The following is a 23593-nucleotide window of genomic DNA, read 5'->3' as shown; positions in this document are numbered from 1 at the left end:
GTTTTGCTACTATGTCAGATTTTAATCGCGGCATCATGAAGTTTGAAAATGCCGATAGCCCTTTATCAATTGTGCTATCCAGCATTGTTGTTTTGAGTGCGATCGGATTCCTGCTCTGGTGGGGATTCCAGACTGCTTACGTCTAAAGTTTAATATTGAATAAAAAGCGGCGCATTGCGCCGCTTTTTATTTGCTAAAGAGATTTTTTAAAAGGGTTGCTTTGCTACCCTTTTAAAAAATCTCTTTGTTTGGTTTTGAGCGCAAAGCGCTGTTAAGTTAAGCTAAAGCAAGTCTTTTTATAATTTTAGTGAATAATGACCGTTACCACTTCTCAAGATGAACAACTCGGAGCCGCCATCGGTGCGATCCCTAGTGGTTTGTTTATTGTCACATCTCAACAAAATGGCAAAACTGCCACCATGCTAGCTTCATGGGTACAACAGGCTGGGTTTAATCCTCCTTCCGTAACAATCATTGTTGGCAAAGGTAGACCCATTGAGTCTTTTTTGACCGTTGGCAGTCCAGTTGTAATTAATATTGCCGAAAAAGGAAATGGCAAAATTATCGGACATTTTGCCAAAGGTTTTGCTCCCGATGTTGATCCTTTTGATGGGCTGGAGACTGCAACAGCCCCCAGTGGTCAGTCCTTCCTAACTGAGGCGATCGCCTATCTTGATGCGACAGTTACAGGTAGTCTCGATGCAGGTGACCACAGCGTAATTTTGGCAACGATCACCGCAGGCGATCGCCTCCGTGATGGCGAACCTGCCATCCACACTCGCAAAAATGGCTTCAAATACTAAAAGATTAGGGGCGCGAAGCGCCCCTAATCTTTTAGAGATAAAAAAATAGTTGACATTAATCGCAATGTTTGTCATATTAATAAAGCGCTAAACGCAAGCAAGTGACTTAACAAAGCACTAAGTGAGTTTAGAAATGCGGGTGTGGCTCAGTGGTAGAGCATCTCCTTGCCAAGGAGAATGTCGTGGGTTCGAATCCCATCACCCGCTTAATAGTTGATAAAGTAAAAGGGACGCTTTGCGTCCCTTTTACTTTATGGATTTTACTGATGCAATTTGATTTAAAAGCCGCCTTATCTCATATTGATCTACCATCTGCTGAATGGATCGGCTTACGTGAAGTCAAAGAAATTAATACGACTCGATATGTACGCGATCGCAAACCCCAGTCCAATGGACGTAGCCAGTCCCACGGCGTGATGATCGAAGTATTAGCTGACGGACAGTTTGGCTATGCCAGTACCAATCATCTCGACCTCGCAAATATCCAAATTACAGCTCAGAAAGCCTATCAACAAGCGAAAACTGCCGCAAAATGGGCTGTGCATCGCTTTACAATCGCTCAACGCCCACAGGCGATCGGGCAGTACTTCTCACCATTTCTCAAACCTTCGGATGCGATCGCCCCGCAAGAAATTAATGAACTCTTGATCGAGATCTGCGACACCTTAAAAGTTTCTGACAAGATCGTCAAAACTAGTGCCTATGCTGTCATTACTGAAATTGAAACCAACTTTGTTAGTAGTAACGGCTCTGACATTTATCAAAAATTTCTGACCATAGCCACAGACTACGCGGCTACGGCTCAAGATGGTGCGATTATTCAGCGCCGTGGTGATAACGGACAGCTTGCGCGATGCAATCAAATCGGCATGGAAGTATTTGATCGCCAATCGATTTTGCAAAGAGCGCAAATTATCGGTGAACAAGCGATAGAACTACTCTCAGCAACCGAATGTCCTACGGAAACCACAGCGCTAGTCCTTGCACCAGATCAAATGTTGCTACAAATCCATGAAAGCATCGGACATCCCTTAGAAATCGATCGCATCCTAGGAGATGAGCGCAATTACGCTGGTGGCAGCTTTGTTAAACTTGAGGACTTTGGCAATATGCAGTATGGTTCACGATTAATGAACGTCTCCTTTGATCCCACGATGGCTGGCGAATTTGCTAGCTATGGCTTTGATGATTCAGGAATACCTGCGACTAAGGAATATTTAATTAAAGAAGGTAAGCTTTTGCGAGGTTTAGGCAGCACTGAAAGTCAAGTGCGATCGGGTATCGAGGGTGTCGCTAATTCCAGAGCAACTTCGTGGAATCGTCCCGCGATTGATCGCATGGCAAATATTAACCTTGAAGCAGGCGAACAATCCTTTGAAGAGATCATCGCCAATATTGAAAGTGGCATATATATGGAATCCAATCGCTCTTGGTCAATCGATGACTATCGCAATAAGTTTCAATTTGGCTGCGAATACGCAAAACTCATCAAAAATGGCAAATTAACCAAAACTCTGCGTAATCCTAATTATCGCGGGGTTACTAATCAATTCTGGAATAGTTTGGTAAAAGTAGGCGATCACCACACTGTCGAAGCCTATGGTTCCCCCTTTTGCGGCAAAGGTGAGCCTAACCAAGTAATTCGGGTAGGACATGCCTCACCCGTTTGTTTATTTGAAAACATTGAAGTCTTCGGCGGTGCATCCTAACAAAAAAGGGACGCTTAGCGTCCCTTTTTTGTCTAATTTAAGCCCAGTTGCTTCATTTCTTGCTCTAGGACATTTAGTAATCCAGCGTCATTATTAGCACGAGCAACTTCCATACGGCGCTTGACCGAGGCTGATAGATTGGCTTTATGATTTGCAGCAGCTTCAGCCTTTCTTTGAAGAGTATTCATCGCTAATATCCTTTAAATTACATATTGTTTATATATAAGTACCATAACATATAATTATCTAAACGGTAGCATATGCTACTAACACTTTATTAAATAAATGTAAAGAAAAAGACTTGCGATGCAAGACTTTTGGGGTATCCCCAAAAGAGAAAAGAGGCGCATTGCGCCTCTTTTCTCTTTTGGGTTTGCTACTGAAGCAATTAGCCAGCAGTCAATGGTCGATAGGTTCTGTAATTAATGTCAGGGAATATATTGTCTATATATTCAATTTTTTCCAACCAACCAGCGTCAATTTTGCCTGCCTCGATATCTTCAAATAGTTTCTCCAATCGCATTAAGTGCGATCGCGTTCTTCTAACCGCATAGGGAACCATCGTGCCAGTACGCATAATGAAAGCCCAATCAGAAGATTGTGCTAAAAGCAACTCACGAGCAGCCTGATTTAAAGCTCTCCACTCCAGTTCATCCGCAGGTTCACGATAGGATAAATGAATCATCCGTTCTGCACCTTTATGTAAATGCTGATAAACCCAAGCATTCGTCTCATTTAGCCAATATTCATGGAAACCCTTGTAACCCCAACTAGATTGAGCAGGACGTGATACCTGCTGAGTGGGGTTGACACGCAAATAATCGGCAAGATGCGTCATCTCATAGGTTGTTTGATCGTAATAGGACTTACGGATCAAAAAGTCAATAAACCAAGGACCTTCATACCACCAATGTCCAAACAACTCTGCATCATAGGGAGATACCACAAGGGGCGGACGACCCATCATATTATGTAGATAGCCAACTTGCCTTTCACGGTTTTGCATGAAGTTTGTTGCATGTTCAGCAGCCTTTTCTTTTGCCCAGTAAGGATCGTAAAGCTGCTTCGCATCTAGCCCAAAATCACTTCCTGTAATGCGGTGATATTTGACACCTGTATTTTTACGCTGACCATTAGGCATGATAAACGGCTTGATGTATTCATACTCAGCCTCCCATCCTAAATCTTTGTAAAACTCCCGATAAACCGCATTTCCGGGATAGCCGACCTTCGATGACCATACTTGCTGTGATGACTCATGATCGCGCGCAAATGCAGCTACACCTGTTTCCGTAAAAACAGGCGCATATGTGCCAAACCGAGGCCGAGGTTGACCATACAAAAGCCCATGTCCATCGGTCAGAAAATAGCGCAATCCTACATCCGCTAATAATCTCTCTAATCCGTCGTAATAAGCGCATTCTGGCAACCAAATTCCATTCGGTGCGCGTCCAAATTCTTGGGTGTAATGTTCAACTGCGACTTCTAGTTGCGCCCAGACTGCCTCTGGATACATTTTCATCAGTGGCAGATAGCCATGAGTCGCTCCACAGGTAATGATTTCCAGATTATTTGTATCTTGAAATTGCTTAAACGCAGTTACTAGATCGCCGCCGTATTTTTCCCAAGTTTCGCGAGTTTCAGCAAATTCTTTAACATAGTACTCAGCCAGATACTTGACATGACCATTATGCTCATTGCGGATGACTTCAAGCTCAACCAATTGTTGTAACAGGGCAAGATGCTTATCATAACGTTCTTGCAGAAGAGGATCGCGCAACATTGATACCAATGGCGGGGTCATGCTCATGGTCATTTTAAAATCAATACCATCTCGCCTCAGCCCCTCATATACTTTGATTAGGGGAATATAAGTCTCAGTGATCGCCTCATATAGCCATTCTTCTTCAAGTACGTAGTCGCTTTCAGGGTGGCGGACGTAAGGCAGGTGAGCGTGTAAGACCAGCGCGAGATATCCAATGCTCATAGATCTTCTTTTCCTAAAAAGTCTTTAAATTAGCCTATAGTGCTAAAAATGGCAGAATTTCAACATCGGGTAGACAAAGCTATGTGCTGCCTATTCAGATATTGAAATCTATTCAGTTAGTCTGACAACGGTTTTTGAGCAAATAAAGTACGTTAACCCTAATTTAAAGATGGGTAGAGTCTCGGTACTGTGGTTATGCTGGTAAAAGCTGCTATCTCTAAATGTGATTTCATTTTTTAAGGCATTTTTAAAGTAATTTTAAGCTATTGATGTACCCAATGTAATTATGTATACATGCTGACGATCGCGAGTAAATTACAAGTAAATTTTCTTGAGGGGCAAGGCTCTGCGAGATGCGACCTTTGTTTTTTAGAGATTAGGGCTGTGTGAATAAATAAACGTTAGTTCGATATAGCCATTTGTGTCGTGCTTCGCACGACACAAATGGCGAATCCTTTCCATTTTTCGCTTTCGTCGAACTGACGTTAAATAAAGTAGCACTAGAGCAAAACCCGAAAATAAAAGGCTACGTAATTTACGTAGCCTTTTGTTTTCGGGTTTTACTCTAGTTGAGTAGCCTGCTTAGAATGAATTTTGTAAATTTTTTGAATCAAATTGTTAAAAAAAGCTTACATAACAAAACAAATTAATTTAAAACGCTAGATGTAGTAAACAAGCTTAAAATGGAGATATCAAGAGCTTGCACCTATAAAAAACTACAATACTTCCTATTGCTATCCATGGGAATGAGAGATACCTTAAGATCTCGAATTCAGCAAAATCATTTAGTAGACTCAAAAAAAACGATAACGGGTAAGAAGATTTTTTTGTAAAAACTATCTTTGGGTATATTTAAGTACAAATAGATTTTCTATAGATTTTGCAAGATTATTTTACCAAACTGCTGGTTGACAGAAACCCATTAAATATGCATTCGGCAGGAAAAGGAGACTGAATGCATACAATTCATTATTTTGCTGTTCACTATGAACTTGTTTTAAAGAAAAAATCAAGGTAACTTATGAACTGTAATTGCTCCTTGCTGGGTTATTAATTTTGCTAAATTTAAAAAGGCTTAATTATTTAACTCGCTTTATTCTCACACTTGATTTATCAGGAGCAAAGCTAGTTTAGAGGAGGCAGTTTTTTGAAAAAGATATCTTCCAAAGACGAGGATCTTATCCCCCGTGTTTCCCTGACATTGGGCGACAAGATGACCTCTACGAAGGTGCGTCGTTCGCTTGCAGTTTTAGGTTTTGCTTTATCCGCTGGAACTGTGGGGGTGTTGGTTAACCAACAAACAGTGAATAATAATCTCAAAGCATCGCCTGTTGCTACGTCATCTCGTACTTTGACTGATGTGATGTCACAAAATCAGGATCGTAAGTATGAAATGGCAAGAACTGCGATCGCTTCGGGAACATGGGATCAGGCTCAAGGCGTAATCGTCCATGAAGTGCGTGAAGATGAAACTTTATGGAAATTAACTCAAGTTTATCAAGTTGATGCGGCAGCGATCGCCGCTTCAAACAACATAAGTGCAAATACTGAATTGCAACCAGGCGCTAAACTGGTAATCCCTCCTGTGAACGGTTTGGTTCATAAGGTTAAATCAGGAGATACCCTCGAAGCTATTTCTAGTTACTACAACGTTCCTAAGAACGAAATTATTAAGTTTACATCATTAACTTCTGGCGACTTTTTAGCAATTGATCAGCCTCTGGTAATTCCAGGCAATGTTTCGACCTTAATGCAAGTAAAAGAAGGTCATGTCAAGAGGCAGTTAATAGCCGAGAAAGAGCGCTTAATACAAAGGTTGCAGGAATTAGAAGGAAAAAAGACAGTAGCTACCTTGGCTAGCAACAGTTCTAAGTCAAATGTTGCTGAAAATTCCATCTCCAAACAGCCGAAATATATCTCCTATCGTGTTCAGAATGGCGATACGATTGAGACTATAGCTCGCCGTTACGGTATCACTCAAAAGTCGATCATTGAGGCAAATAAGCTAGAGAGTCCTCAATGGTTAGAGCTTAATCAAGAGTTAAAGCTTCCTCAGGGGCGCAACCTACCAGAGACGCAAGTGGTCGCCTCTTCTAACGAGAAACCAATTAAGCAAATCCCATCTCCTGTAGCAACTTTGTCGGAGACTACTCGATTTTCTGCAAATTCTACTACTAGAGATTTTGAACCAGTAAGAGTTACGGCTGCAACACCGATGGTTTTCCCCAAGGATGCGGGAACAAAAATTGCTGCGGCAAATCGTATTTCTCCTTGGACTGGCTTAATGCAGTTGACTGGCTCTGAAGTCTCTGCTAGTTTGCCAGTTGCTCCTGCTCAAGAACAGTCAAATAGTCTGCAAGCAAAAGGTACAGCTCTGCTACCAAGCTTACCTATTGCTGATGAACCAGTAGCTAAGGTTGCTGTTGCACTTTTCCCATTTGCACCTGAACAGCTATTAGGGGAACTAGGCAGTTCTAGTAGCCAGAAAAATCCTGCCTTATCTTCAACGGCTCTTAATTTGCCAGCTAGGTCGATTGCGACACCATCTATTCCTGCCACTTCAGCTTCTGAGCAGTACAGTAGCAGTCGCTCAATTCCTCTAGAATCTAGCTCCTCTCAGCCAGTTGCTGAACCTCAGATTCAGTTCTCGCCCAGAATTGCAGCAGCTTTGTCAGTTCCACTGATTCCTACCACCTTAATTAAGGAACAACGAGTCAACCTAGGTAATGCTCCTGTGGAAACGTTGAATCAGCCAGTGGCTGAGCCGATTATCAAATCTGAACCCTTAGCTGCCATATCAACTCCGCCTATTCCTGCTAATCGGGCGATCGAGCAAGGCAACATCACTAATCCTGAGCCTGCATCTGCAATATCTCAGCCTGCTTCTGAACCAAATGTCCAAATTCCTGCAAGGTTAGCAGCTAGCCTTGCGCCTAAAGTCCCCTCCTCGGCTTCTGTTGATCAGCAGGCATCAATCATTACACAGCCAAATCAAGTTGCTTTACTACCTGATCCCGAAGCAAGAATGACATCTCTTGAGGTGAAGCGGTTAGAGACTGAAGTGGATCAACTCAATGCTAGAGTTCGTGATGCTGAAATCAAAGAAGCTGCGCGTAGAGCTGAAGAAGCTCGTAAGCTAGAAGCAGCTAAGATTGCAGCCGCAAATTTAAATACTTCTCCAAATCCAGATCGCAATTTTGATAGTAGTCGTAGTGCGATCGCCAATCCAGGTGATCGTTCAGGAATCTCTCCTCAGTTACCTCAACTGACAGCTAGTGCGTATTTGCCTGATGTCCAAGATTATGGATTATCGACTGGCTTTATCTGGCCTGCCGATGGTGTATTTACATCTGGCTATGGATGGCGCTGGGGAAGAATTCACCAAGGTATTGACATTGCTGCTCCCATTGGCACTCCAATCCTAGCGGCTGCTTCTGGAGTAGTAGAATACTCACAGTGGCACAATGGTGGATATGGCAACATGATTGATATCCGTCACGCTGACGGCACAATCACTAGATATGCTCACATGAATGCGCTGTATGTCAAAGAAGGTCAAACAGTTGGCCAAGGTCAAATCATCGGAGAGATGGGAAGTACAGGCTTCAGTACTGGGCCTCACCTCCACTTTGAGATTCGTCCGAATGGTGGTAGTGCGATCGACCCAATGACGTTTTTAGCCAATGCTAAAAGATAAACCAGACTAACTATCTTTAAGAAAGAGGACTTGCTGAGCAAGCCCTCTTTCTGCTTTTACAAGAAAATTGACTGATAAGAGCAGAGTTTACATTTTTTCTGCTAAAGTTATGACATCAAAAGATTCTTCATAAATAAATAGGAAACGTTGATGGCAACGGACTTAGAGAGCTTAACCACTCAATTGCAATCTCTATCAGAACTCGCAACAAAATCAGTTGGAGATGTGCAAACTCCCGAAGAATTAGAGCAGTTAAGGGTAGAGTACTTAGGAAAGAAAGGCACTCTCTCTCAAATTCTAGGTGCTATGGGTAAATTATCTGCTGAAGAACGCCCTCAAGTTGGTGCGATCGCCAATCAAGTTAAGCAGACTTTGCAAACTCAGCTAGAAGAACGCAAAATTACGATTCAGCAATCATTAATTGCTAAACGTCTCGAAGCTGAGACTCTTGATGTGACAATGCCAGGGATCTTAAATTTTTATCAAGGTAGGCAACATCCTATCCAAAGTACAATTGACCGCATGCTGGATATTTTGGTGGGCTTAGGTTTTACCGTCGCCCAAGGACCAGAAATTGAAACTGATTATTATAACTTTGAAGCCCTCAATACCCCAGCCGATCATCCAGCCCGTGATATGGCAGATACTCTATATTTGAGCGATGGTAAATTGCTGCGATCGCAAACTTCCTCGGTACAAATCCGCTATATGGAAGAAAATGAACCTCCATTAAGAATTGCTTGTCCTGGGCGTGTTTATCGTAAAGACGACATTGATGCCACCCATTCCCCAATTTTCCATCAGATCGAGCTTTTAGCAGTAGAAGAAGGGCTAACATTTGGCGATCTTAAAGGTACTGTTAAAACCTTTGTCGAAGAACTTTTAGGAGACTGCCCAATTCGCTTTCGTCCTAGCTACTTCCCTTTCACTGAGCCATCTGCCGAAGTCGATGTAATGTGGAACGGACGATGGCTCGAACTTGGGGGCTGTGGTATGGTTGATCCTAATGTTTTTAGAGCTGTTGGCTATGACCCTGAACTAGTCACTGGTTTTGCTTGGGGTTTTGGTGTAGATCGGGTTGCCATGGTTTTACATAAAATAGATGATATTCGTCGTCTATTTACAAGTGACTTACGCTTTTTGCGTCAGTTTTAAATTGAGACTCAAGATATATATTGGTCAAATCCATGTTCCTGAAAACAGATTTTTTCAAAAATATTGTAAGAAACAGTAAATTTTGGCGACACAACTACATTTTTCTTCGGGAATTTAAGTATTTTTGGTTAATTGCTTTACTTGCAGTAGTGTTTTCTATTCTAGGAGCATTATTTGAAGGGGTTGCTGTAGGAATAATTAATTTATTCCTACAAAGTATAACTAGTCTTAACGCACCATCATCTCAAGCAGGTACAGGTTGGATAGACACTTTTATCTTTGGGGTACAATCTAGCCACATAGAAAGACTCAACAGATTGGGGCTTTTAGTAATTATTGCGGCTTTTTTGCGTTCATTATTTTCTTATGGGGCAGCAGTATTTTCTCTGTCAACAGAGTCTTCATTTGGCGATCGCTTACATAAATCAATGTTTGAGCAATTGATAAGTGTAAGTTTGAGTTATTATTCAACCTCAAAATCTGGTGACCTAATTAATTCAATGACCCATGAGATAGAGTCTATCCAGCGATCTTTTTCATCTGCTTCATCGCTAGGTATTACTGGAGCAACGCTGATAGTTTACATTATCTCAATGTTTGTCATATCTTGGCAGCTATCCATAGTTGCTTTAATTCTATTTGGTGTACTGTCGTTATTTATATCAAAATTTGGCATTAAAGTAAGAGAGTTGAGTTTCCCAACATCACAAGCTTATTCTAGTTTTGCTTCTGGTACGCTTGAATTTATTAATGGTATTCGCACAATCCAAACCTCGTGTACACAACAGTTTGAGAGAGAAAGATTTTATAAAAATTCGGTGGATTTGCGGAAGACACATCTTAATTTGTTCTCTTATATGAGTCTTGTGCGTCCTTTAGCAGAATCTATTTCCACTGCAATTTTGATTGGTATTATTTTAGTAGCATTTAACTTTCTCGTAATTGAGGGAAAATTAGAAATTTCTGCTTTGCTAACTCTTATGTTTGTTCTGTTTCGGATGATGCCCCTTGTGCAACAGGTTAATGGTATAAGAACAGAACTAGCAGGTTATGCAGGCTCATACAGTAAAATTAGGAGTGTCCTGCAACAAGAGGATAAAGTTTATCTTCTAAATGGTGATAGGGAATTTAAGAGCTTAAAAAGATCAATAGATTTCTTGTCTGTTTACTTTAGTTATAGTTCTGACCAACCTATTCTAAAGGATATTAACTTATCCATCAAACGTGGAAAAACAACTGCTTTTGTTGGTACTTCAGGAGCAGGAAAAACTACTTTAGCTGATTTAGTTCCTAGATTATATGATCCAACTCAAGGACAAATTTTAGTTGATGATGTTGAATTAAGAGATTTAGAGATTAATTCATTTCGTAGTAAGATGGCTATTGTTAGTCAAGATACTTTTATATTCAATGCTTCAGTTAGAGATAACATCGCTTATGGAGTAGATTTAGTCGATGAAATAGAGTTACAAGAAGCTGCTAAACAAGCTAATGCTCTAGATTTTATCTTAGCAATGCCTGAGGCGTTTGATACAGTACTTGGCGATCGCGGTGTACGACTGTCAGGCGGGCAAAGACAAAGAATTGCGATCGCAAGAGCTTTGTTACGAAAGCCTGAAATTTTGATTTTAGATGAAGCAACAAGTGCACTTGATTCTGTAACAGAGAGATTGATTCAAGAATCATTAGAAAACTTATCAAAGGGATGTACGGTAATTATGATTGCCCATCGACTTTCGACAATTGTTCGTGCTGATAATGTTGTCGTTTTGGAGAAAGGAGAAATTGTTGAACAAGGAAGTTATCAGGAACTTATAGAGAAGAAAGGCAGTTTATGGAAGTATCATCAAATGCAAAATGAGTCGTCTCAAAACTAAAGAGATTTCTAAAAATATTTTTTTATGTCAAAGAAATAGAATAATGATATTTGGGATATGAAATATCTAGAACTCTTCTTAATTATTTACATCCCCACGTAAACAAGATGCTCCTATTTGACTAAATTAAAAATCAACCCCAGTAAGTTTTTGTAACTTTAAAATAGCGCTACCATTTTTAAACTTCTTATGAGTATGTATAGTTAAACAAATGGATGTAAGTTTGTCTCCTTCTCTAAAAACAGATCTCAATCGTTACGAACAGATGATAGTAGAAAATGAAAAACTATCATCTTATTTTAGATCTCAACTGGTTGAGACATCCCGTATCTGTCGATTACATTGTCCTGAAACTGAGATCAATAAAAAGACGATTTGGGATACTTCTACTAATGTTATTGCGCCAATCATTTTTGGTTTCGTCCATTGGGTTTTGATACAAGCGAAGCAGAAAGGTATTCAAAGGCTATATTTCATGGCTAGGGATGGGCAAATTCTTTTTAAGGTTGCTCAAACGATCATCAGTCAATGGGGATATGAGATTGATTGCCGATATTTTTATGGATCGAGACAAGCTTTTCACTTTCCCTCCATTGAGTCTATAGGTGAACAAGAATTTAATTGGCTTATCGATAATCCAGGATTTCTTTCGATTCGTATCATTTGCGAACGAGTTAATCTGAAACCAGAACTAATTGCTGATATCCTCTCTAGATATGATTTTAGAGAAGACAGTTGGGACAAAGCACTTAATGCTAATGAAATTATGATCTTGACAGAAGTCTTTCAAGATCCATCTTTTCTAGAGCAAATTCTTGCTATGGCTAAGATCTTTCGGGACAAAGCTATTGGATACTTTAAGCAAGAAGGAATGGGTGACAAAATACCTTATGCCACAGTAGATATTGGCTGGTCTGGTAAATCGCAAAGATCTCTAAGTAATCTTTTAGCAGCAGGGAATATTTATCCAGATACGGGCTTACAAGGCTTTTTTTTCGGTCTCCTTAGTACTACTCAAGCTTTCCCTAAGGATCGGTTAATGCCTTATTTTTTAGAAGTTAATGACAGAAGCGATCGCTATTTTTTATGCGATCCTCAAATTTTAGAGTTGTTTATGGCAGCAGATCATGGAAGTACAGTTAGATACGAAAAACAAGATGACATATATGTGCCTATTTTAAGGTCTGATAGTAATGAAAGTGGTATTGAGTGGGGGCTACTAGTGCAACATCAGGCAATTGTTAATTTTGCTGAGCATCTAACTAAAAATTTTCAGCCACAAGAAAGTACATCTGATTACTTTAAGCAAATTACCGAAGACTTACTGAAAGTTTTTATTTGTAATCCAAGTAAGGCTGAAGCAGAAGCCTTCGGAACGCAACCATTTTCACGACATCAATCAGAAAGTAAGTTCTACGATCTTGCGCCAAAGTATGAATTCAAAGATACTTTAAAGATTTTATTTTCAAATTACGTTCACGCGTTTGCTTGGCTGCCCGCTTCAATACAAAGAAGTAATCTATTAGCCAAGATCGCTCTAAAATATGTCTACGCTCGCCAAAATAGTTTTGCATATTCTAATTATGCGTGGCAAGAATTGCAAAAAGGTCATAAGGATTCGTCTCGCAGGCTCGCTGTGAAAGCCCTAAAATCTAGTCCAATTATTTTATTGTCAAGACGATTTATTTACATGAGTTTTTTATTGTTTTTTTGCTAAGTAGCTCACCATAATTAAAACCTAAAACCAGAAGCTGTCCCGCCCGCTACGCGGGCGGGACAGCTTTCTAGGTTTTTAGTTTATTTATGCCCAGCTACTTATAAACTATTAACGTGACTTGACATTTACACTTAAACTTATTACGTCTTATGAGAGTTGTGGTCTGAGAGGAAGTAAATACGCAAAGACTTAACTTATACTTATCTCGTATGAGCCATAGCTTGAAACCCTTGCTATAAGCTGTACAATTCCAACTCACATAAGACGCTTATTCCAAATTTTAATTTTATGGATGACCAAGGTAATGCTTCTCAAAAAGAACTAATAATTGAAGCTGGAAGTATAGAAAATCAGTATTGGAAGGACTTGTGGCGCTATCGAGAACTATTTTATTTTTTAGCATGGCGCGATATTTTAGTCCGCTACAAACAAACTGCGATCGGCATTACTTGGGCATTAATTAAACCTTTTCTAACTATGGTTGTATTTACTGTGGTGTTTGGAAATATTGCTAAATTACCTTCACAAGGCGTTCCTTATCCAATTCTAGTTTTTGCAGGTATGTTACCTTGGCAGTTCTTTGCCAATGCTTTGGGTGAGTGTAGCAATAGTTTGATTGGGAACGCTAATCTAATTTCTAAGGTGTACTTTCCTCGACTAATTGTGCCAACTAGTGCAGTGATTGTCAGTTTTGTGGATTTCTTAATCTCAGGAATCATTCTTTTGGGATTAATGGCTTGGTATAACTTTGTTCCTGATTGGCGAATTTTGACATTGCCATTTTTTATCCTAATCGCTTCAGCGGCTTCAATGGGTGCAGGTTTATGGTTAGCCGCGTTGACTGTCCAATATCGAGATTTTAGATTTGTTGTACCTTTTATTATTCAGTTTGGCTTGTATATTTCTCCAGTTGGTTTTAGCAGCAATATTGTGCCTGAGCAATGGCGTTTACTATATTCTATTAATCCAATGGTGGGTGTAATTGACGGGTTTCGATGGGCAATTCTTGGTAGTAATGCAAATATATATATGCCAAGCTTTTTGCTTTCAGTCGGATTAGTATTTTTATTGCTTTGGAGTGGTATTTGGTATTTTAGGAAAATGGAACGGACATTTGCTGATGTCATTTAGCTGATGTCATTTAATTGTTAGTAGTCGTAAGGGTTTTTTGGCTCGGCGATCGCGGTGATATTACTTGCCACAATTACTACTTGGCGGTTGCCATTGTTAATATCCACATCGGCTTGACCTTCGATTTGCAACCATTTATCGGGTGGGTAGTTAGCACGGCTTTCCGCAATTTTGACTGGCAGGCTCACAGGATAAACATCGGCAGCGCAACAGGTAATCACAAATCTCGTAATCAGAAACATATTGTCTGGCTGATCGGGCGCATGGACAACAAAGCCTGTTAATTTTACCTTTTGACCTTTATATGCATCAGGTTCAGGATAGGCGCTGATTGTGCGTACCCATTCTACTAGGGTGCGCTCTTCGGGGCGGTTGCTAGCGCGAAACGATTGGGGGATAGTTCTGGCATCGGCAATATTGTCGATGACACCCCGATGAATTGCTTTTTCGCTAGTGAATGGTCGTGGGTTAATAAGCAAAGCGATGATCGCTACAATCAAGAGCAAACTACTACTCAAGGATGGCTTGATCAATGTCACATGTTGTTGATTATTGGTATAACCTTGTCGCCGTTTTGACACACGCCAAGCTTCAGCTATACCAACAATGGTTAGTATAATTCCTCCGATTACGGTTAGAGGAATGTAGTTGGGGTGGACTAGGAGATATAGCTGTCCCGCCAGCCATAGCTTCAGAAGCGTAATTCCCCAAGCTAAGATTGCACAAGATTCTAGCCAAGGTAAAAACTTCTGCCAGTAAGTACTTAGAAACGATGAAGAATTCGTGGATCGTGAAGACATGGGGAAAGACGACTAGATAAGTCCTACAGTTTGTATCTTATACCAAAACACAAAATGGCTACGCCATTTTGTGTTTTTAAAACCCTTACTGGGTTTGGTTTTTAATATATAGCTGTCGCCATTCTTGTTAGGACATAAAACCCAAGTAGTGTGAGGCGGCGCTTCGCGCCGCCTCACACTACTTGGGTTTTGATTTGTCCTGATACAGGTGGCTATAGCTATACAAAAGTGTTGCCACACTTTTGTGAATTGGTATTACGGCAATTTCTGATCGAACGAGCCATAAGAAAGATTTTGAAAACACTGCTTAGCAGTGTTTTCAAAATCTTTCTTAGTTTGGGTTTCAATAGATCTGCAAATTAAATTTTAGGCGCTCAAAAGAATGATTTGTTGCTTTTGGAGCGATCGCACATCATCTAAACTCGCATCAACGGACTGCAAAATCTGGGCAACTGTTTGCTGTTTAGTTTGATTTTCATCGCAAGCTAGTAGGAACTTCCATTCTGCATCACTAATTCTCGCAAGTTGATAATTATAGTCAAAGAAGTTCGGACTATCTTTCCAGCCATAGATACAAGGACTAGGCTCAGGAATCGCCGCAAGGATTTCTGCATCAACTTGCCAAGTTTGTTTAGGAATTGGAGGACGTGCTAAAAAGAACTCATAATGAGAAATTGTATGGGGATCGAGAACTTCAATCAGTCGGTAGCGATCGCGTTCAGAGAGATGTTGCGATCGCTCAATTAAATCGGGTGCTTTACCAATCAAGCGATCTAAATCCCATACCTGTGGATTTGAGAAGCCGAGAAATTCTAAGCCCGATGCATCAATTAATTCAAATAGCGTATTAACGTTGTAATCAATCTCTTGAGGATGCACATACATATCGGCAAAACAGGCATCCTGAGTATTTTCCATTTCCCAACGTTCTTTTTCGCGACGACGTAGAGCATTAGTCTCAGGTAGATTGGCAAATATCTCTCTACCAATTTTTACGCCATCAACATAATCACCGCGTTTGTCACCTTGCAATAAGGCGATCGCTTCTTGCATCAAGCGAATTTCCCAACGACCTAACTCGCCATAGACAAAAATATGTAGCAATCCTCCAGGGGCAAGCTTATTGGCAAGGGCTTGAATACCACGAATCGGATCGGAGGTATGGTGTAACACTCCTACGGAGTTGATGAGATCAAACTCTCCTTCGAGTTGGTCGGCATCAAACAAGCTGAGGTGATGGAACGCGGCTCTGGTGGCTCCCGATCTTTTGCAGCGTTCTTTGGCAACGGCAAGAGTCCCTTCACTGAGATCAATCCCAACTACGGTTGCTTCAGGATTGAGATGGACTAGGTATTCTGTACTTACGCCCGATCCACAGCCAGCATCAAGAATCCGAATATTATCTCTAGCAGGTTTTTGCCCCGTACAAAAGCTATAGGCAGCTTGCCAATTCCAACGCCAGTTATACCCCGGTGGTGGCTCATCTAAGATGGGTTCAGGTGGAAAAGGATAGGTATTGTAGAGACTCGCTACGGCGGCGCTAACCTTGGGATCGGACATAGTGATTTTTTAGAATTGTTTTATTATCGGTTTAATATTTTAGGGTTAATTTAGACCACATCTTGGTATTTTTATTACCCGAAATCACCTTAATTTCTCTTAAACCCTGCCACCATCTCTAGTCTGGATATGGCACTAGTTGCCGTCTCCCGCACATAGGAATCCGCCGCCTCATCGTTAATAATGGCTTGTAACACGTCAATCCCACGACTATCACCAGTCGAAGCGATCGCATTAACCAAAGAAACCGCCAAAGCAGGATTTTCAGTTGTTTGCAGAGCCTCAATCAAAAGATGTACTACAGGTGCTCCGATCTCGCCCATTGCCATTACTGCTGCGATATTTACCACAGGATTTTGATCTTGTAATGCTGACCTTAATCCTTGCACACCCTCATCGGACAAAGGCTCATCGGGATGACAAATTACGACTTGGGCTAAAGCTTTGGCGGCACTACTTCGCACGGTCATATTGTCGCTATTGAGCAAAGCCTCAACTAATGGCGTTACTGTCTCATGACCGATCGCACCTAAAGTTTTGACGGCGGCTCGACGATAGGTAGTGTCTTCTTCATCGAGCAGTGCCATTAGTCTATTAATTACTTCGGCATCGTAATTGTCAGCAATTCCCCACATTGCTTGGTTGCGGACATTGGGGTTGGGGTGTTTTAGTTGTTGGAAAAAGGTTTCGGTGGACATGGTGATGGGTAATGGGTAATGGGATTTAGCTTTTAGCTTTTGGCTTTTGGCTTTTAGCTTTTGGCTTTTAGCTTTTAGCTTTTAGCTTTTAGCTTTTGGCTTTTGGCTTTTATGAACATTGAAAAAGTTTCACTTTCTCATCTTTTGCCTACAACCTTTATTGACTAATCTAAACAGCTAACAGCTAACAGCTAATAGCTATTAGCTTTCTCACGAATTAGTAAATCGCTATCGTTGGCAAGTACTTCGTAGCCACTGCGATCGCCAAGTTTCTCTAAGGCTAGTAGAGAGGCATATTTGAGATCCCAGATTTGGGCGGTGAGACAAGATTTGATTTCGGAGATGGCTCTTGGGTCACCAATTTCAGCTAGGGCGATCGCGGCGGCGGCACGGGATTTTTGGAATTGGGGTTGCTTATTGTGTAGAGCTTCAATTAATAGATCGTAGGCAGGAGCATGTTTTAGCCAACCAAAAAGCTTCATGACGTGGAAATGAGCCCCATAGTCATTTTTTGCTTCTTGCTCGTAAGTATTAAAAAGGGCTTCTGGAGCAGTTTCGGCATAGCTCTCTAAAATTGTCTTAATTGCTGTGTAGCACCGCCCAAAATCAGTTTCGTATAATTCATGAATTAAAAAAGATAAATCTGGCAAAGTATCGTAACGATGCACAAGGCATAGTGAATTGGGGTGATCGATTAAAGATTTTTCGAGATAGGGTTGAATGTCAGCAAAAGCGATCGCTCCTTCTTGGATTCCTGCTTCTCCTAACATGCGAATGCCACGCAGTCGGAATACTAGAGATACAGGGCAATGGGAAATATCGGGAATTGCCGCGTAATAATTAGCATCAATTAAATCTTGAATCGATAAGCGTCGAGCGATCACGTTGCGATTTTGCAACAGCGCCACAATCTGATCCATTTGCGAAAAATCTCGATTTAACCGACAGAGAGCCGTAATTGCAGCACTGGAAATGGGCAGACTCTCATCGGTGGTGAATGGTTTAATCTTGGCGATCGCAGGTTTGTAATCTAACTTCGCTAAAGTCTGGATGATCACGCGATAGGTTTGTGCTTCTCTATCCAGTAATTGCGTAATTTCTTGCAGAATCTCAGGATCTTCCGTACCAATTTCACCGATCGCCCAAACTGCATTCTCTACCATGTAGCAATCTGGATCGGATAGGCATTCCCGAATGACGGGCAAAGCTACGGTTGCTTGAAGCCTTCCTAGAGTTTCCACAGCCTTCCGCCGCACAATCCGATTTTCCATTTCAGGATCGTTTTTTTGAATTGCTCTAATTAAAGCGTCAATCGATCTTTCAGAATTAAAATTAACTAAATGTGAAGCAGCGATATACCTCGAATCATCTTCACCTATTTGATCTTGAGGCGTATCTAAAATGGCGATCGCCTGATCTTCTGTCAAATTAAAAAAACTATAAAAGCGTTTATCCATATGTTATTTGGCTGTTAGCCGTTAGCCTTTAGCTGTTAGCTAATTAGAAACTCGGTTGACAAAATACAAAAAGCAAACCCAGAAGTACTAGGATTCTACCTTTTGAAGGAAGAAAATCGCTTAGAACTTCTGGGCTTACATAATTAATTATTTCAGCTAAAAGCTAATCGCTAAAAGCTAATCGCTAAAAGCTAATCGCTAAAAGCTAATCGCTAAAAGCTAAAAACTAGGAGAGAGAATTGATTGCGTAGTCGAGCAATGCATTGTACTCGGTCAAAGCTTGAGGAGACAAGTCACGAGGAGAGCAACCACGGTTACGAGCGTAGCTCAATGCTTCAACATAAGGAGCGGTAGGCAAGCCCAAAGAGCGATATACTTCGCGCTGACCTGCAATACCCCACTCATCCAAAGGACCAGTACCACCAACAACGAGGCTGTACTGAATCAAACGGAGGTAGTGCTTGATGTCACGAGCGCACTTTGCCTTGAAAGTATCGGTGGAGTTTGCTTCACCTGCATTGTTCAAGTAAGGATACTTCTTGATTGCAGCATCATAAGCTTCTTTAGCAACTGCATCAATATTGTTAGCGAGCTTTTCAGCAGCTTCCAAACGAGCAGCAGCGCGTTGGATGGAACCTTGTACTGATTCTAGGTCAGAGGTGCTAGGGAAACGACCTGCTGCATCGGCAGCAGAAATGACTGTGGTAACAACGGATTTCATTTATTAAATCTCCAAACTGGATTCTTTTTATACTGTTAGCTTTCTGTTAATGTTTATGAGCAATTAGCAAAGACTAGCTCAGTGCTGCGATGACGCGATCAAAGTATCCAGCAGCTTCAGCAGCGATGCTAGCGCAACGATCTTCTACTAGAGGAGTTTCGTTCTTGCGATACTTAGCTCCTGCTCTAGCTTCGGTGTTAGTACCTTGGATGTGTGCTACAGCGATCGCTTTGAGGATTTGTACTGCACGGATGGTAGAAGTTGTGGGGACTCCAAGTGCAGAGTAGGTTTCTTTCAAACCATTCAAAGCACGATCATCCAATACGGAAGAATCACCAGCCAACAAAGCATAGGTGACATAGCGGAGGATGATTTCGGTGTCGCGTAAGCAAGCAGCAAAGCGACGGTTAGGATATAGGTTTCCACCAGCTTGGATTAAGCCTTGGTTTTCGCAAACGATACCTGCGATTGCATCGGAAACTGCACAGCTTGCATTGCTGGCGATCGCATTTACTGCGTCTAGGCGGCGGTTACCGCTAGCTACGAATGCTTTAAGAGCATTGATATCACTTACTACTGAAGTGCTAGCATCGGCTGTAACTACAGCTCTAGAAAAAGCGTCAAGTGGCATTTCGCTCTCCTTATAAATTGGTTATCTTATTAAAATGTTGTTTTTTTGCTTGTGTCATTCACAAGACATATAGAACATAAAAGATGAAGGTGGAGCTAGTCTCAACTATTAGAAACTAAGTAACATTCCTTAACAACTCCAGTAAAAATCTTGATATAAAACCCAAGTAATTTTTAGAAGCCTTACAAAGCAAGGCTTTTAAAAATTATTTGGGTTTTATTGCTGTCGCCAATGGTTTCAGGACATAAACCCAAAATAGAGTGAAAATGCGTCGCATCGCCACTCTATTTTGGGTTTGGATACGGTTATATTCGATCGCAAGGAGATAAAATGAACTCTGGGATTTTCATCTCTTTAACTCCATTCCCAGTCTAAAAATAGACATTACACAACTCAAGAATTAGTGTTGCGGTGCTTTGCACAGCAACACTAATTCTTAGATGGGAAAGGAATAGTTGCTGAAAATCTCAAAATTGACTTAATTAGGATGTTTTGCGATGGCTCCTGTGCGATTGTGTGGTGTGACCAAGAAATTTGGACAAAATGTTGTTCTTAAAGAAATTGATCTAGAGGTAGGGGATCGCGAATTCCTAGTTTTAGTAGGTCCTTCAGGCTGTGGCAAAAGTACTTTATTGCGCCTAATTGCTGGTTTAGAAGAGGTGAGCGATGGTTCGATCTACCTAGGTGATCGCCAAATCAATCATTTACCTCCGAAGGTGCGGGATATTGCCATGGTATTTCAAAGCTATGCGCTCTATCCGCACATGACGGTTTATAACAATATTGCTTTTGGCTTGAGGAGACAGCGATCGCAAAATTCCTCACCCTTGGCTTGGTTTGCAACAACAAGTAAAAAACAACGCGCCGAAATTGATCAGCGGGTGCAGCAGGTTGCCGAATCTTTGCAAATTTCCCATTTATTGACGCGCAAACCGAAAGAATTATCAGGCGGTCAAAAACAACGAGTTGCATTAGGGAGGGCAATCGCTCGTAATCCGCAAGTATTTCTAATGGATGAGCCGTTATCCAATCTGGATGCCCAGTTACGCAGTGATACGCGATCGCAAATTGTGCAGTTACAAAAGCAATTACAAGTAACCACGATTTATGTCACCCATGATCAAGTCGAAGCGATGACGATGGGCGATCGGATTGTCGTTTTAAACAAGGGAGATATCCAGCAAGTAGATACACCTCTGAATATTTATCGGAAACCCGCAAATCAATTTGTGGCTGGATTTATGGGTTCCCCTCCGATGAATTTTCTACCTGTAAATGTCAATGGCGATGGATTTTTGCAAGGGGAAAGTTTGATTAAGGATCTCGCTATTAATGAATTGCCACTTAGAGAAATTGGTAGCGATCGCTCTTTCACTCTTGGATTTCGTCCTGAAGATTTACAACCCGCAACGTCAGCAGATGCACATCTTGAGGGAACTGTGGAACTAGTGGAAGCTCTTGGATCAGAAACAATCGTCTTGTTGAAACTTCAAGATAGCGAATTAAGAGCGCGAGTTTCGGCAGATATTGGCTTAGAGCATCATTGGCAAATTGGCGATCGCAGTTTCTGGCGATTTGATCTAAATAAACTTTATGCTTTTGATTCTAAATCTGGCGTTACTTTGCATCATCCTTACAACAAAATTTAGCTTTTACCAAATAGAAGTTAGCTCTAACACAAAGTCAGGTAAAACTGTTTCACCAGAAAGCGTAATTGGTGATTGGAGAACTTCGACAGATTGTCCAATGCGATAAATTTCTACTTGGCGATCGCGCCGATTAATTAGCCAACCGAGTCTTGCGCCATTGTCTTGATATTCTTGCATTTTGGCTTGGACAGTAGACAAACTATCGGTTCTCGACATTAACTCAATTACAAAGTCTGGACAAATTGGTGCAAATTTAGATTGCTGTTCTGGAGTCAGGGCATCCCATCTTTCTTTTAAGATCCAACAAGCATCAGGCGATCGCATTGCACCACTAGGCAATATAAAACCTGCGGAAGAACCAAACGCGACACCTAACTTTTTGAGACGATTCCAAATCACCAAGTCCGCACTAATCTCAATGCTACGCATTCCTGTGTCACTACCTTCGGGAGCCATGATTGTAATATCTCCTTGAGCGCTGCGCTCGAATCTTAGATCGCGATTTTTTTGGCAGAGTTGAAAAAACTTTTCATCTGTTAATTCAAATATTGGCTCTAGGCTGATAGTTAGGGCGTTCATAACGAATATTTGCCTCTTGCTGCTAGGTATGGCAGATCCCAATTTTCATTATGACAGAATTATTACAACGACCCAATAAGCGATCGCTTGCTAATCAACAGGAAACTGCCTTCACATGATCCATTGGCTACCATTTACTAATTGCATCGGTTAGATGTAATGCGGCTGCCTGTACTGAGGCGATCGCCCTTGTATAACCTAAACGTGTTGGACCTAATACGCCAACTGTTCCTACGGGCTTATCATCACAGAGATAAGTACTAGAAATAAATGTACAGTTCTGAATTGGCTCAATGGATATTTCTGAACCGATTCTAATGCTGACCGAATTAGCAGAAGGAGTAGGCTGATCGACAATTAGCGCCATCAACGAAGCGCGATCAGCTTCGAGTAACTGCACAATATTTTGCACCTGTCGCAAATTAGAAAACTCAGGCTGACGTAATAGCTCAGTTAAACCACTAATAAACATCTGCCCCAAAGCCGTGCGATCGCATAGCTTCATCAGCTGTTGCAAAGATTTCTGTAACAACACCGCATATTGCTGAAACTGGCGATCAAGATCATCCCATTGCAAAGCGCTGTTTAACTCAGACCAGTTTTTATCGCGTAAATGTTCATTTAAGAAATTATTGAGAATATTTAATTCACCTTCTAAAACTTCGGACTTAGTTTCACTGGGCAAATCCATCGTTACTGAAGCCGTGTGGTAAGTATCACTAACCGCGATCGCCATCACCTTACAATGATCGACCATTACTAATTGCAAATGTCGAATTCGCATCGTTTGCATATTTGGGGCAGTAATCACCGCAATACAGCCACTTAAGGTCGCCAAGATTTGAGCTACATCCCGCATCACCCCATCCAGACTGGATTTACCGAGGCGCTCATTTTTACTAGCAAGAAATTTGTGAGTACTGTAGGTTAACTCGCTCGCAGGATCAATTAATTCATCAACATAGACTCGATAGCCAGAGTCCGAGGGGACGCGCCCCGCCGATGTGTGGGGTTGATACAACAAACCACTGCGATCGAGCATATTCATCACATTGCGGATCGTCGCAGGGCTAATATCAAAGTCATACTCTGATACCAACGCCTTAGAGCCAACTGGTTCCGCCGTTTGAATATAGTGATCGATGGTTGCCCAAAGAACTTTTTGTTCTCGATGGGTAAGTTGATGCTTCATAGGTTATGGCGCTGTAATTAATGTTGAAAAAATTATAAAAAAGGGATCTAAAAAAGGGGTAATGATAAAAACTGAAAAATAAATCAAAAAAATAAACGGAAGAAAAAAAATAAGTATTAAATTTTTACTGGTAAATTTGACTTTTAATTATTCAAAAGTCTAACTACTACAATAACCAGATTCTAAAGAAATCTGGTAACAAGTTGTACAGGCTCTTAATTTTTGTAGAT

19 protein-coding genes and 1 tRNA gene are annotated in these 23593 nt (G+C 41.1%); 10 read left to right on the top strand and 10 right to left on the bottom strand.

All coding sequences use genetic code 11. The features are described 5' to 3' along the window. The first annotated feature begins 11 nt into the window (after positions 1 to 11). The 4 genes from VB775_RS10415 to VB775_RS10400 all read left to right on the top strand — a co-directional run bounded on the left by VB775_RS10415 (position 12) and on the right by VB775_RS10400 (position 2512). Positions 12 to 146 carry a hypothetical protein gene (locus VB775_RS10415; RefSeq protein ID WP_271254026.1) on the top strand — a complete coding sequence of 45 codons (135 nt, stop codon included), beginning with the start codon at positions 12 to 14 and terminating at the stop codon, positions 144 to 146. Positions 147 to 314: 168 nt separating this feature from the next. Then, positions 315 to 803, top strand: a complete 489-nt coding sequence (locus VB775_RS10410; protein WP_281005469.1) for a flavin reductase family protein — start codon at positions 315 to 317, stop codon at positions 801 to 803. A 135-nt stretch (positions 804 to 938) separates the two neighbouring features. Then, positions 939 to 1010, top strand: a tRNA-Gly gene (locus VB775_RS10405). Between the two features lie 59 nt (positions 1011 to 1069). Then, a complete protein-coding gene (locus tag VB775_RS10400) occupies positions 1070 to 2512 on the top strand; it encodes a TldD/PmbA family protein (protein WP_281005468.1) in 1443 nt (480 codons plus the stop codon). 32 nt (positions 2513 to 2544) lie between these two features. Here the strand turns inward: VB775_RS10400 and VB775_RS10395 are convergent, their stop codons facing one another. Together VB775_RS10395 and VB775_RS10390 are read right to left on the bottom strand one after the other, a co-directional pair. Then, a complete protein-coding gene (locus tag VB775_RS10395; protein WP_176453325.1) occupies positions 2545 to 2700 on the bottom strand; it encodes a hypothetical protein in 156 nt (51 codons plus the stop codon). A gap of 200 nt (positions 2701 to 2900) precedes the next feature. After that, a complete protein-coding gene (locus VB775_RS10390) occupies positions 2901 to 4499 on the bottom strand; it encodes a glycoside hydrolase family 57 protein (RefSeq protein WP_281005467.1) in 1599 nt (532 codons plus the stop codon). A 1147-nt stretch (positions 4500 to 5646) separates the two neighbouring features. On the opposite strand from VB775_RS10390, the gene VB775_RS10385 reads away from it, so the two are divergent. From VB775_RS10385 to VB775_RS10365, 5 genes are all read left to right on the top strand, one after another. After that, positions 5647 to 8196: a peptidoglycan DD-metalloendopeptidase family protein gene (locus VB775_RS10385; RefSeq protein WP_281005466.1), complete on the top strand. Its 2550-nt coding sequence runs from the start codon at positions 5647 to 5649 to the stop codon at positions 8194 to 8196. 150 nt (positions 8197 to 8346) lie between these two features. Then, on the top strand, positions 8347 to 9351 hold the full coding sequence (gene pheS, locus VB775_RS10380) for a phenylalanine--tRNA ligase subunit alpha (RefSeq protein WP_281005465.1): 1005 nt from the start codon (positions 8347 to 8349) through the stop codon (positions 9349 to 9351). A gap of 32 nt (positions 9352 to 9383) precedes the next feature. After that, positions 9384 to 11228 (top strand): heterocyst formation ABC transporter subunit HepA, encoded by a 1845-nt coding sequence (hepA, locus tag VB775_RS10375; protein WP_281005464.1) that lies wholly within the window; start codon positions 9384 to 9386, stop codon positions 11226 to 11228. Positions 11229 to 11439: 211 nt separating this feature from the next. Beyond that, positions 11440 to 12945, top strand: a complete 1506-nt coding sequence (locus VB775_RS10370; RefSeq protein WP_281005463.1) for a hypothetical protein — start codon at positions 11440 to 11442, stop codon at positions 12943 to 12945. Positions 12946 to 13233: 288 nt separating this feature from the next. Beyond that, positions 13234 to 14076: an ABC transporter permease gene (locus VB775_RS10365; RefSeq protein WP_281005462.1), complete on the top strand. Its 843-nt coding sequence runs from the start codon at positions 13234 to 13236 to the stop codon at positions 14074 to 14076. A gap of 17 nt (positions 14077 to 14093) precedes the next feature. Here the strand turns inward: VB775_RS10365 and VB775_RS10360 are convergent, their stop codons facing one another. The 6 genes from VB775_RS10360 to cpeB form a co-directional block, all read right to left on the bottom strand. Then, positions 14094 to 14876 (bottom strand): TIGR03943 family putative permease subunit, encoded by a 783-nt coding sequence (locus VB775_RS10360; RefSeq protein WP_281005461.1) that lies wholly within the window; start codon positions 14874 to 14876, stop codon positions 14094 to 14096. 366 nt (positions 14877 to 15242) lie between these two features. Further along, the gene (locus VB775_RS10355; protein ID WP_281005460.1) at positions 15243 to 16436 is read right to left on the bottom strand and encodes a class I SAM-dependent methyltransferase; all 1194 of its coding nucleotides are present in this window, start codon (positions 16434 to 16436) and stop codon (positions 15243 to 15245) included. 89 nt (positions 16437 to 16525) lie between these two features. Next, entirely contained in the window at positions 16526 to 17134 is a 609-nt protein-coding gene (locus VB775_RS10350) for a HEAT repeat domain-containing protein (RefSeq protein WP_281005459.1), read from the bottom strand. Between the two features lie 191 nt (positions 17135 to 17325). Then, positions 17326 to 18591, bottom strand: a complete 1266-nt coding sequence (locus VB775_RS10345) for a HEAT repeat domain-containing protein (RefSeq protein WP_281005458.1) — start codon at positions 18589 to 18591, stop codon at positions 17326 to 17328. A 226-nt stretch (positions 18592 to 18817) separates the two neighbouring features. Further along, positions 18818 to 19312, bottom strand: a complete 495-nt coding sequence (locus VB775_RS10340; protein ID WP_281005457.1) for a bleomycin hydrolase — start codon at positions 19310 to 19312, stop codon at positions 18818 to 18820. Between the two features lie 73 nt (positions 19313 to 19385). Next, positions 19386 to 19943: a C-phycoerythrin subunit beta gene (cpeB, locus tag VB775_RS10335; RefSeq protein ID WP_281005456.1), complete on the bottom strand. Its 558-nt coding sequence runs from the start codon at positions 19941 to 19943 to the stop codon at positions 19386 to 19388. Between the two features lie 497 nt (positions 19944 to 20440). On the opposite strand from cpeB, the gene VB775_RS10330 reads away from it, so the two are divergent. Next, positions 20441 to 21592: an ABC transporter ATP-binding protein gene (locus tag VB775_RS10330; protein WP_281005455.1), complete on the top strand. Its 1152-nt coding sequence runs from the start codon at positions 20441 to 20443 to the stop codon at positions 21590 to 21592. A 3-nt stretch (positions 21593 to 21595) separates the two neighbouring features. Here the strand turns inward: VB775_RS10330 and VB775_RS10325 are convergent, their stop codons facing one another. Together VB775_RS10325 and hrcA are read right to left on the bottom strand one after the other, a co-directional pair. Continuing rightward, a complete protein-coding gene (locus VB775_RS10325; RefSeq protein ID WP_281005454.1) occupies positions 21596 to 22171 on the bottom strand; it encodes a Uma2 family endonuclease in 576 nt (191 codons plus the stop codon). 127 nt (positions 22172 to 22298) lie between these two features. Next, complete coding sequence (gene hrcA, locus VB775_RS10320; RefSeq protein ID WP_281005453.1) at positions 22299 to 23363, bottom strand: heat-inducible transcriptional repressor HrcA; 1065 nt, start codon at positions 23361 to 23363, stop codon at positions 22299 to 22301. Positions 23364 to 23593 lie beyond the last annotated feature (230 nt).

This window comes from Pseudanabaena sp. CCNP1317 (assembly GCF_034931345.1).
GTDB classification, from domain to species: Bacteria; Cyanobacteriota; Cyanobacteriia; order Pseudanabaenales; family Pseudanabaenaceae; genus Pseudanabaena; species Pseudanabaena galeata.
This window is presented reverse-complemented; position numbering and strand designations above follow the sequence as displayed.

Excerpts from the sequence above, each read along its gene's own strand:
- VB775_RS10415 (WP_271254026.1), top strand. The coding sequence starts at position 12 with ATGTCAGATTTTAATCGCGGCATCATGAAGTTTGAAAATGCCGATAGC.
- VB775_RS10410 (WP_281005469.1), top strand. The coding sequence starts at position 315 with ATGACCGTTACCACTTCTCAAGATGAACAACTCGGAGCCGCCATCGGT.
- VB775_RS10400 (WP_281005468.1), top strand. The coding sequence starts at position 1,070 with ATGCAATTTGATTTAAAAGCCGCCTTATCTCATATTGATCTACCATCT.
- VB775_RS10395 (WP_176453325.1), bottom strand. The coding sequence starts at position 2,700 with ATGAATACTCTTCAAAGAAAGGCTGAAGCTGCTGCAAATCATAAAGCC.
- VB775_RS10390 (WP_281005467.1), bottom strand. The coding sequence starts at position 4,499 with ATGAGCATTGGATATCTCGCGCTGGTCTTACACGCTCACCTGCCTTAC.
- pheS (WP_281005465.1), top strand. The coding sequence starts at position 8,347 with ATGGCAACGGACTTAGAGAGCTTAACCACTCAATTGCAATCTCTATCA.
- hepA (WP_281005464.1), top strand. The coding sequence starts at position 9,384 with ATGTTCCTGAAAACAGATTTTTTCAAAAATATTGTAAGAAACAGTAAA.
- VB775_RS10370 (WP_281005463.1), top strand. The coding sequence starts at position 11,440 with ATGGATGTAAGTTTGTCTCCTTCTCTAAAAACAGATCTCAATCGTTAC.
- VB775_RS10365 (WP_281005462.1), top strand. The coding sequence starts at position 13,234 with ATGGATGACCAAGGTAATGCTTCTCAAAAAGAACTAATAATTGAAGCT.
- VB775_RS10360 (WP_281005461.1), bottom strand. The coding sequence starts at position 14,876 with ATGTCTTCACGATCCACGAATTCTTCATCGTTTCTAAGTACTTACTGG.
- VB775_RS10355 (WP_281005460.1), bottom strand. The coding sequence starts at position 16,436 with ATGTCCGATCCCAAGGTTAGCGCCGCCGTAGCGAGTCTCTACAATACC.
- VB775_RS10350 (WP_281005459.1), bottom strand. The coding sequence starts at position 17,134 with ATGTCCACCGAAACCTTTTTCCAACAACTAAAACACCCCAACCCCAAT.
- VB775_RS10345 (WP_281005458.1), bottom strand. The coding sequence starts at position 18,591 with ATGGATAAACGCTTTTATAGTTTTTTTAATTTGACAGAAGATCAGGCG.
- VB775_RS10340 (WP_281005457.1), bottom strand. The coding sequence starts at position 19,312 with ATGAAATCCGTTGTTACCACAGTCATTTCTGCTGCCGATGCAGCAGGT.
- cpeB (WP_281005456.1), bottom strand. The coding sequence starts at position 19,943 with ATGCCACTTGACGCTTTTTCTAGAGCTGTAGTTACAGCCGATGCTAGC.
- VB775_RS10330 (WP_281005455.1), top strand. The coding sequence starts at position 20,441 with ATGGCTCCTGTGCGATTGTGTGGTGTGACCAAGAAATTTGGACAAAAT.
- VB775_RS10325 (WP_281005454.1), bottom strand. The coding sequence starts at position 22,171 with ATGAACGCCCTAACTATCAGCCTAGAGCCAATATTTGAATTAACAGAT.
- hrcA (WP_281005453.1), bottom strand. The coding sequence starts at position 23,363 with ATGAAGCATCAACTTACCCATCGAGAACAAAAAGTTCTTTGGGCAACC.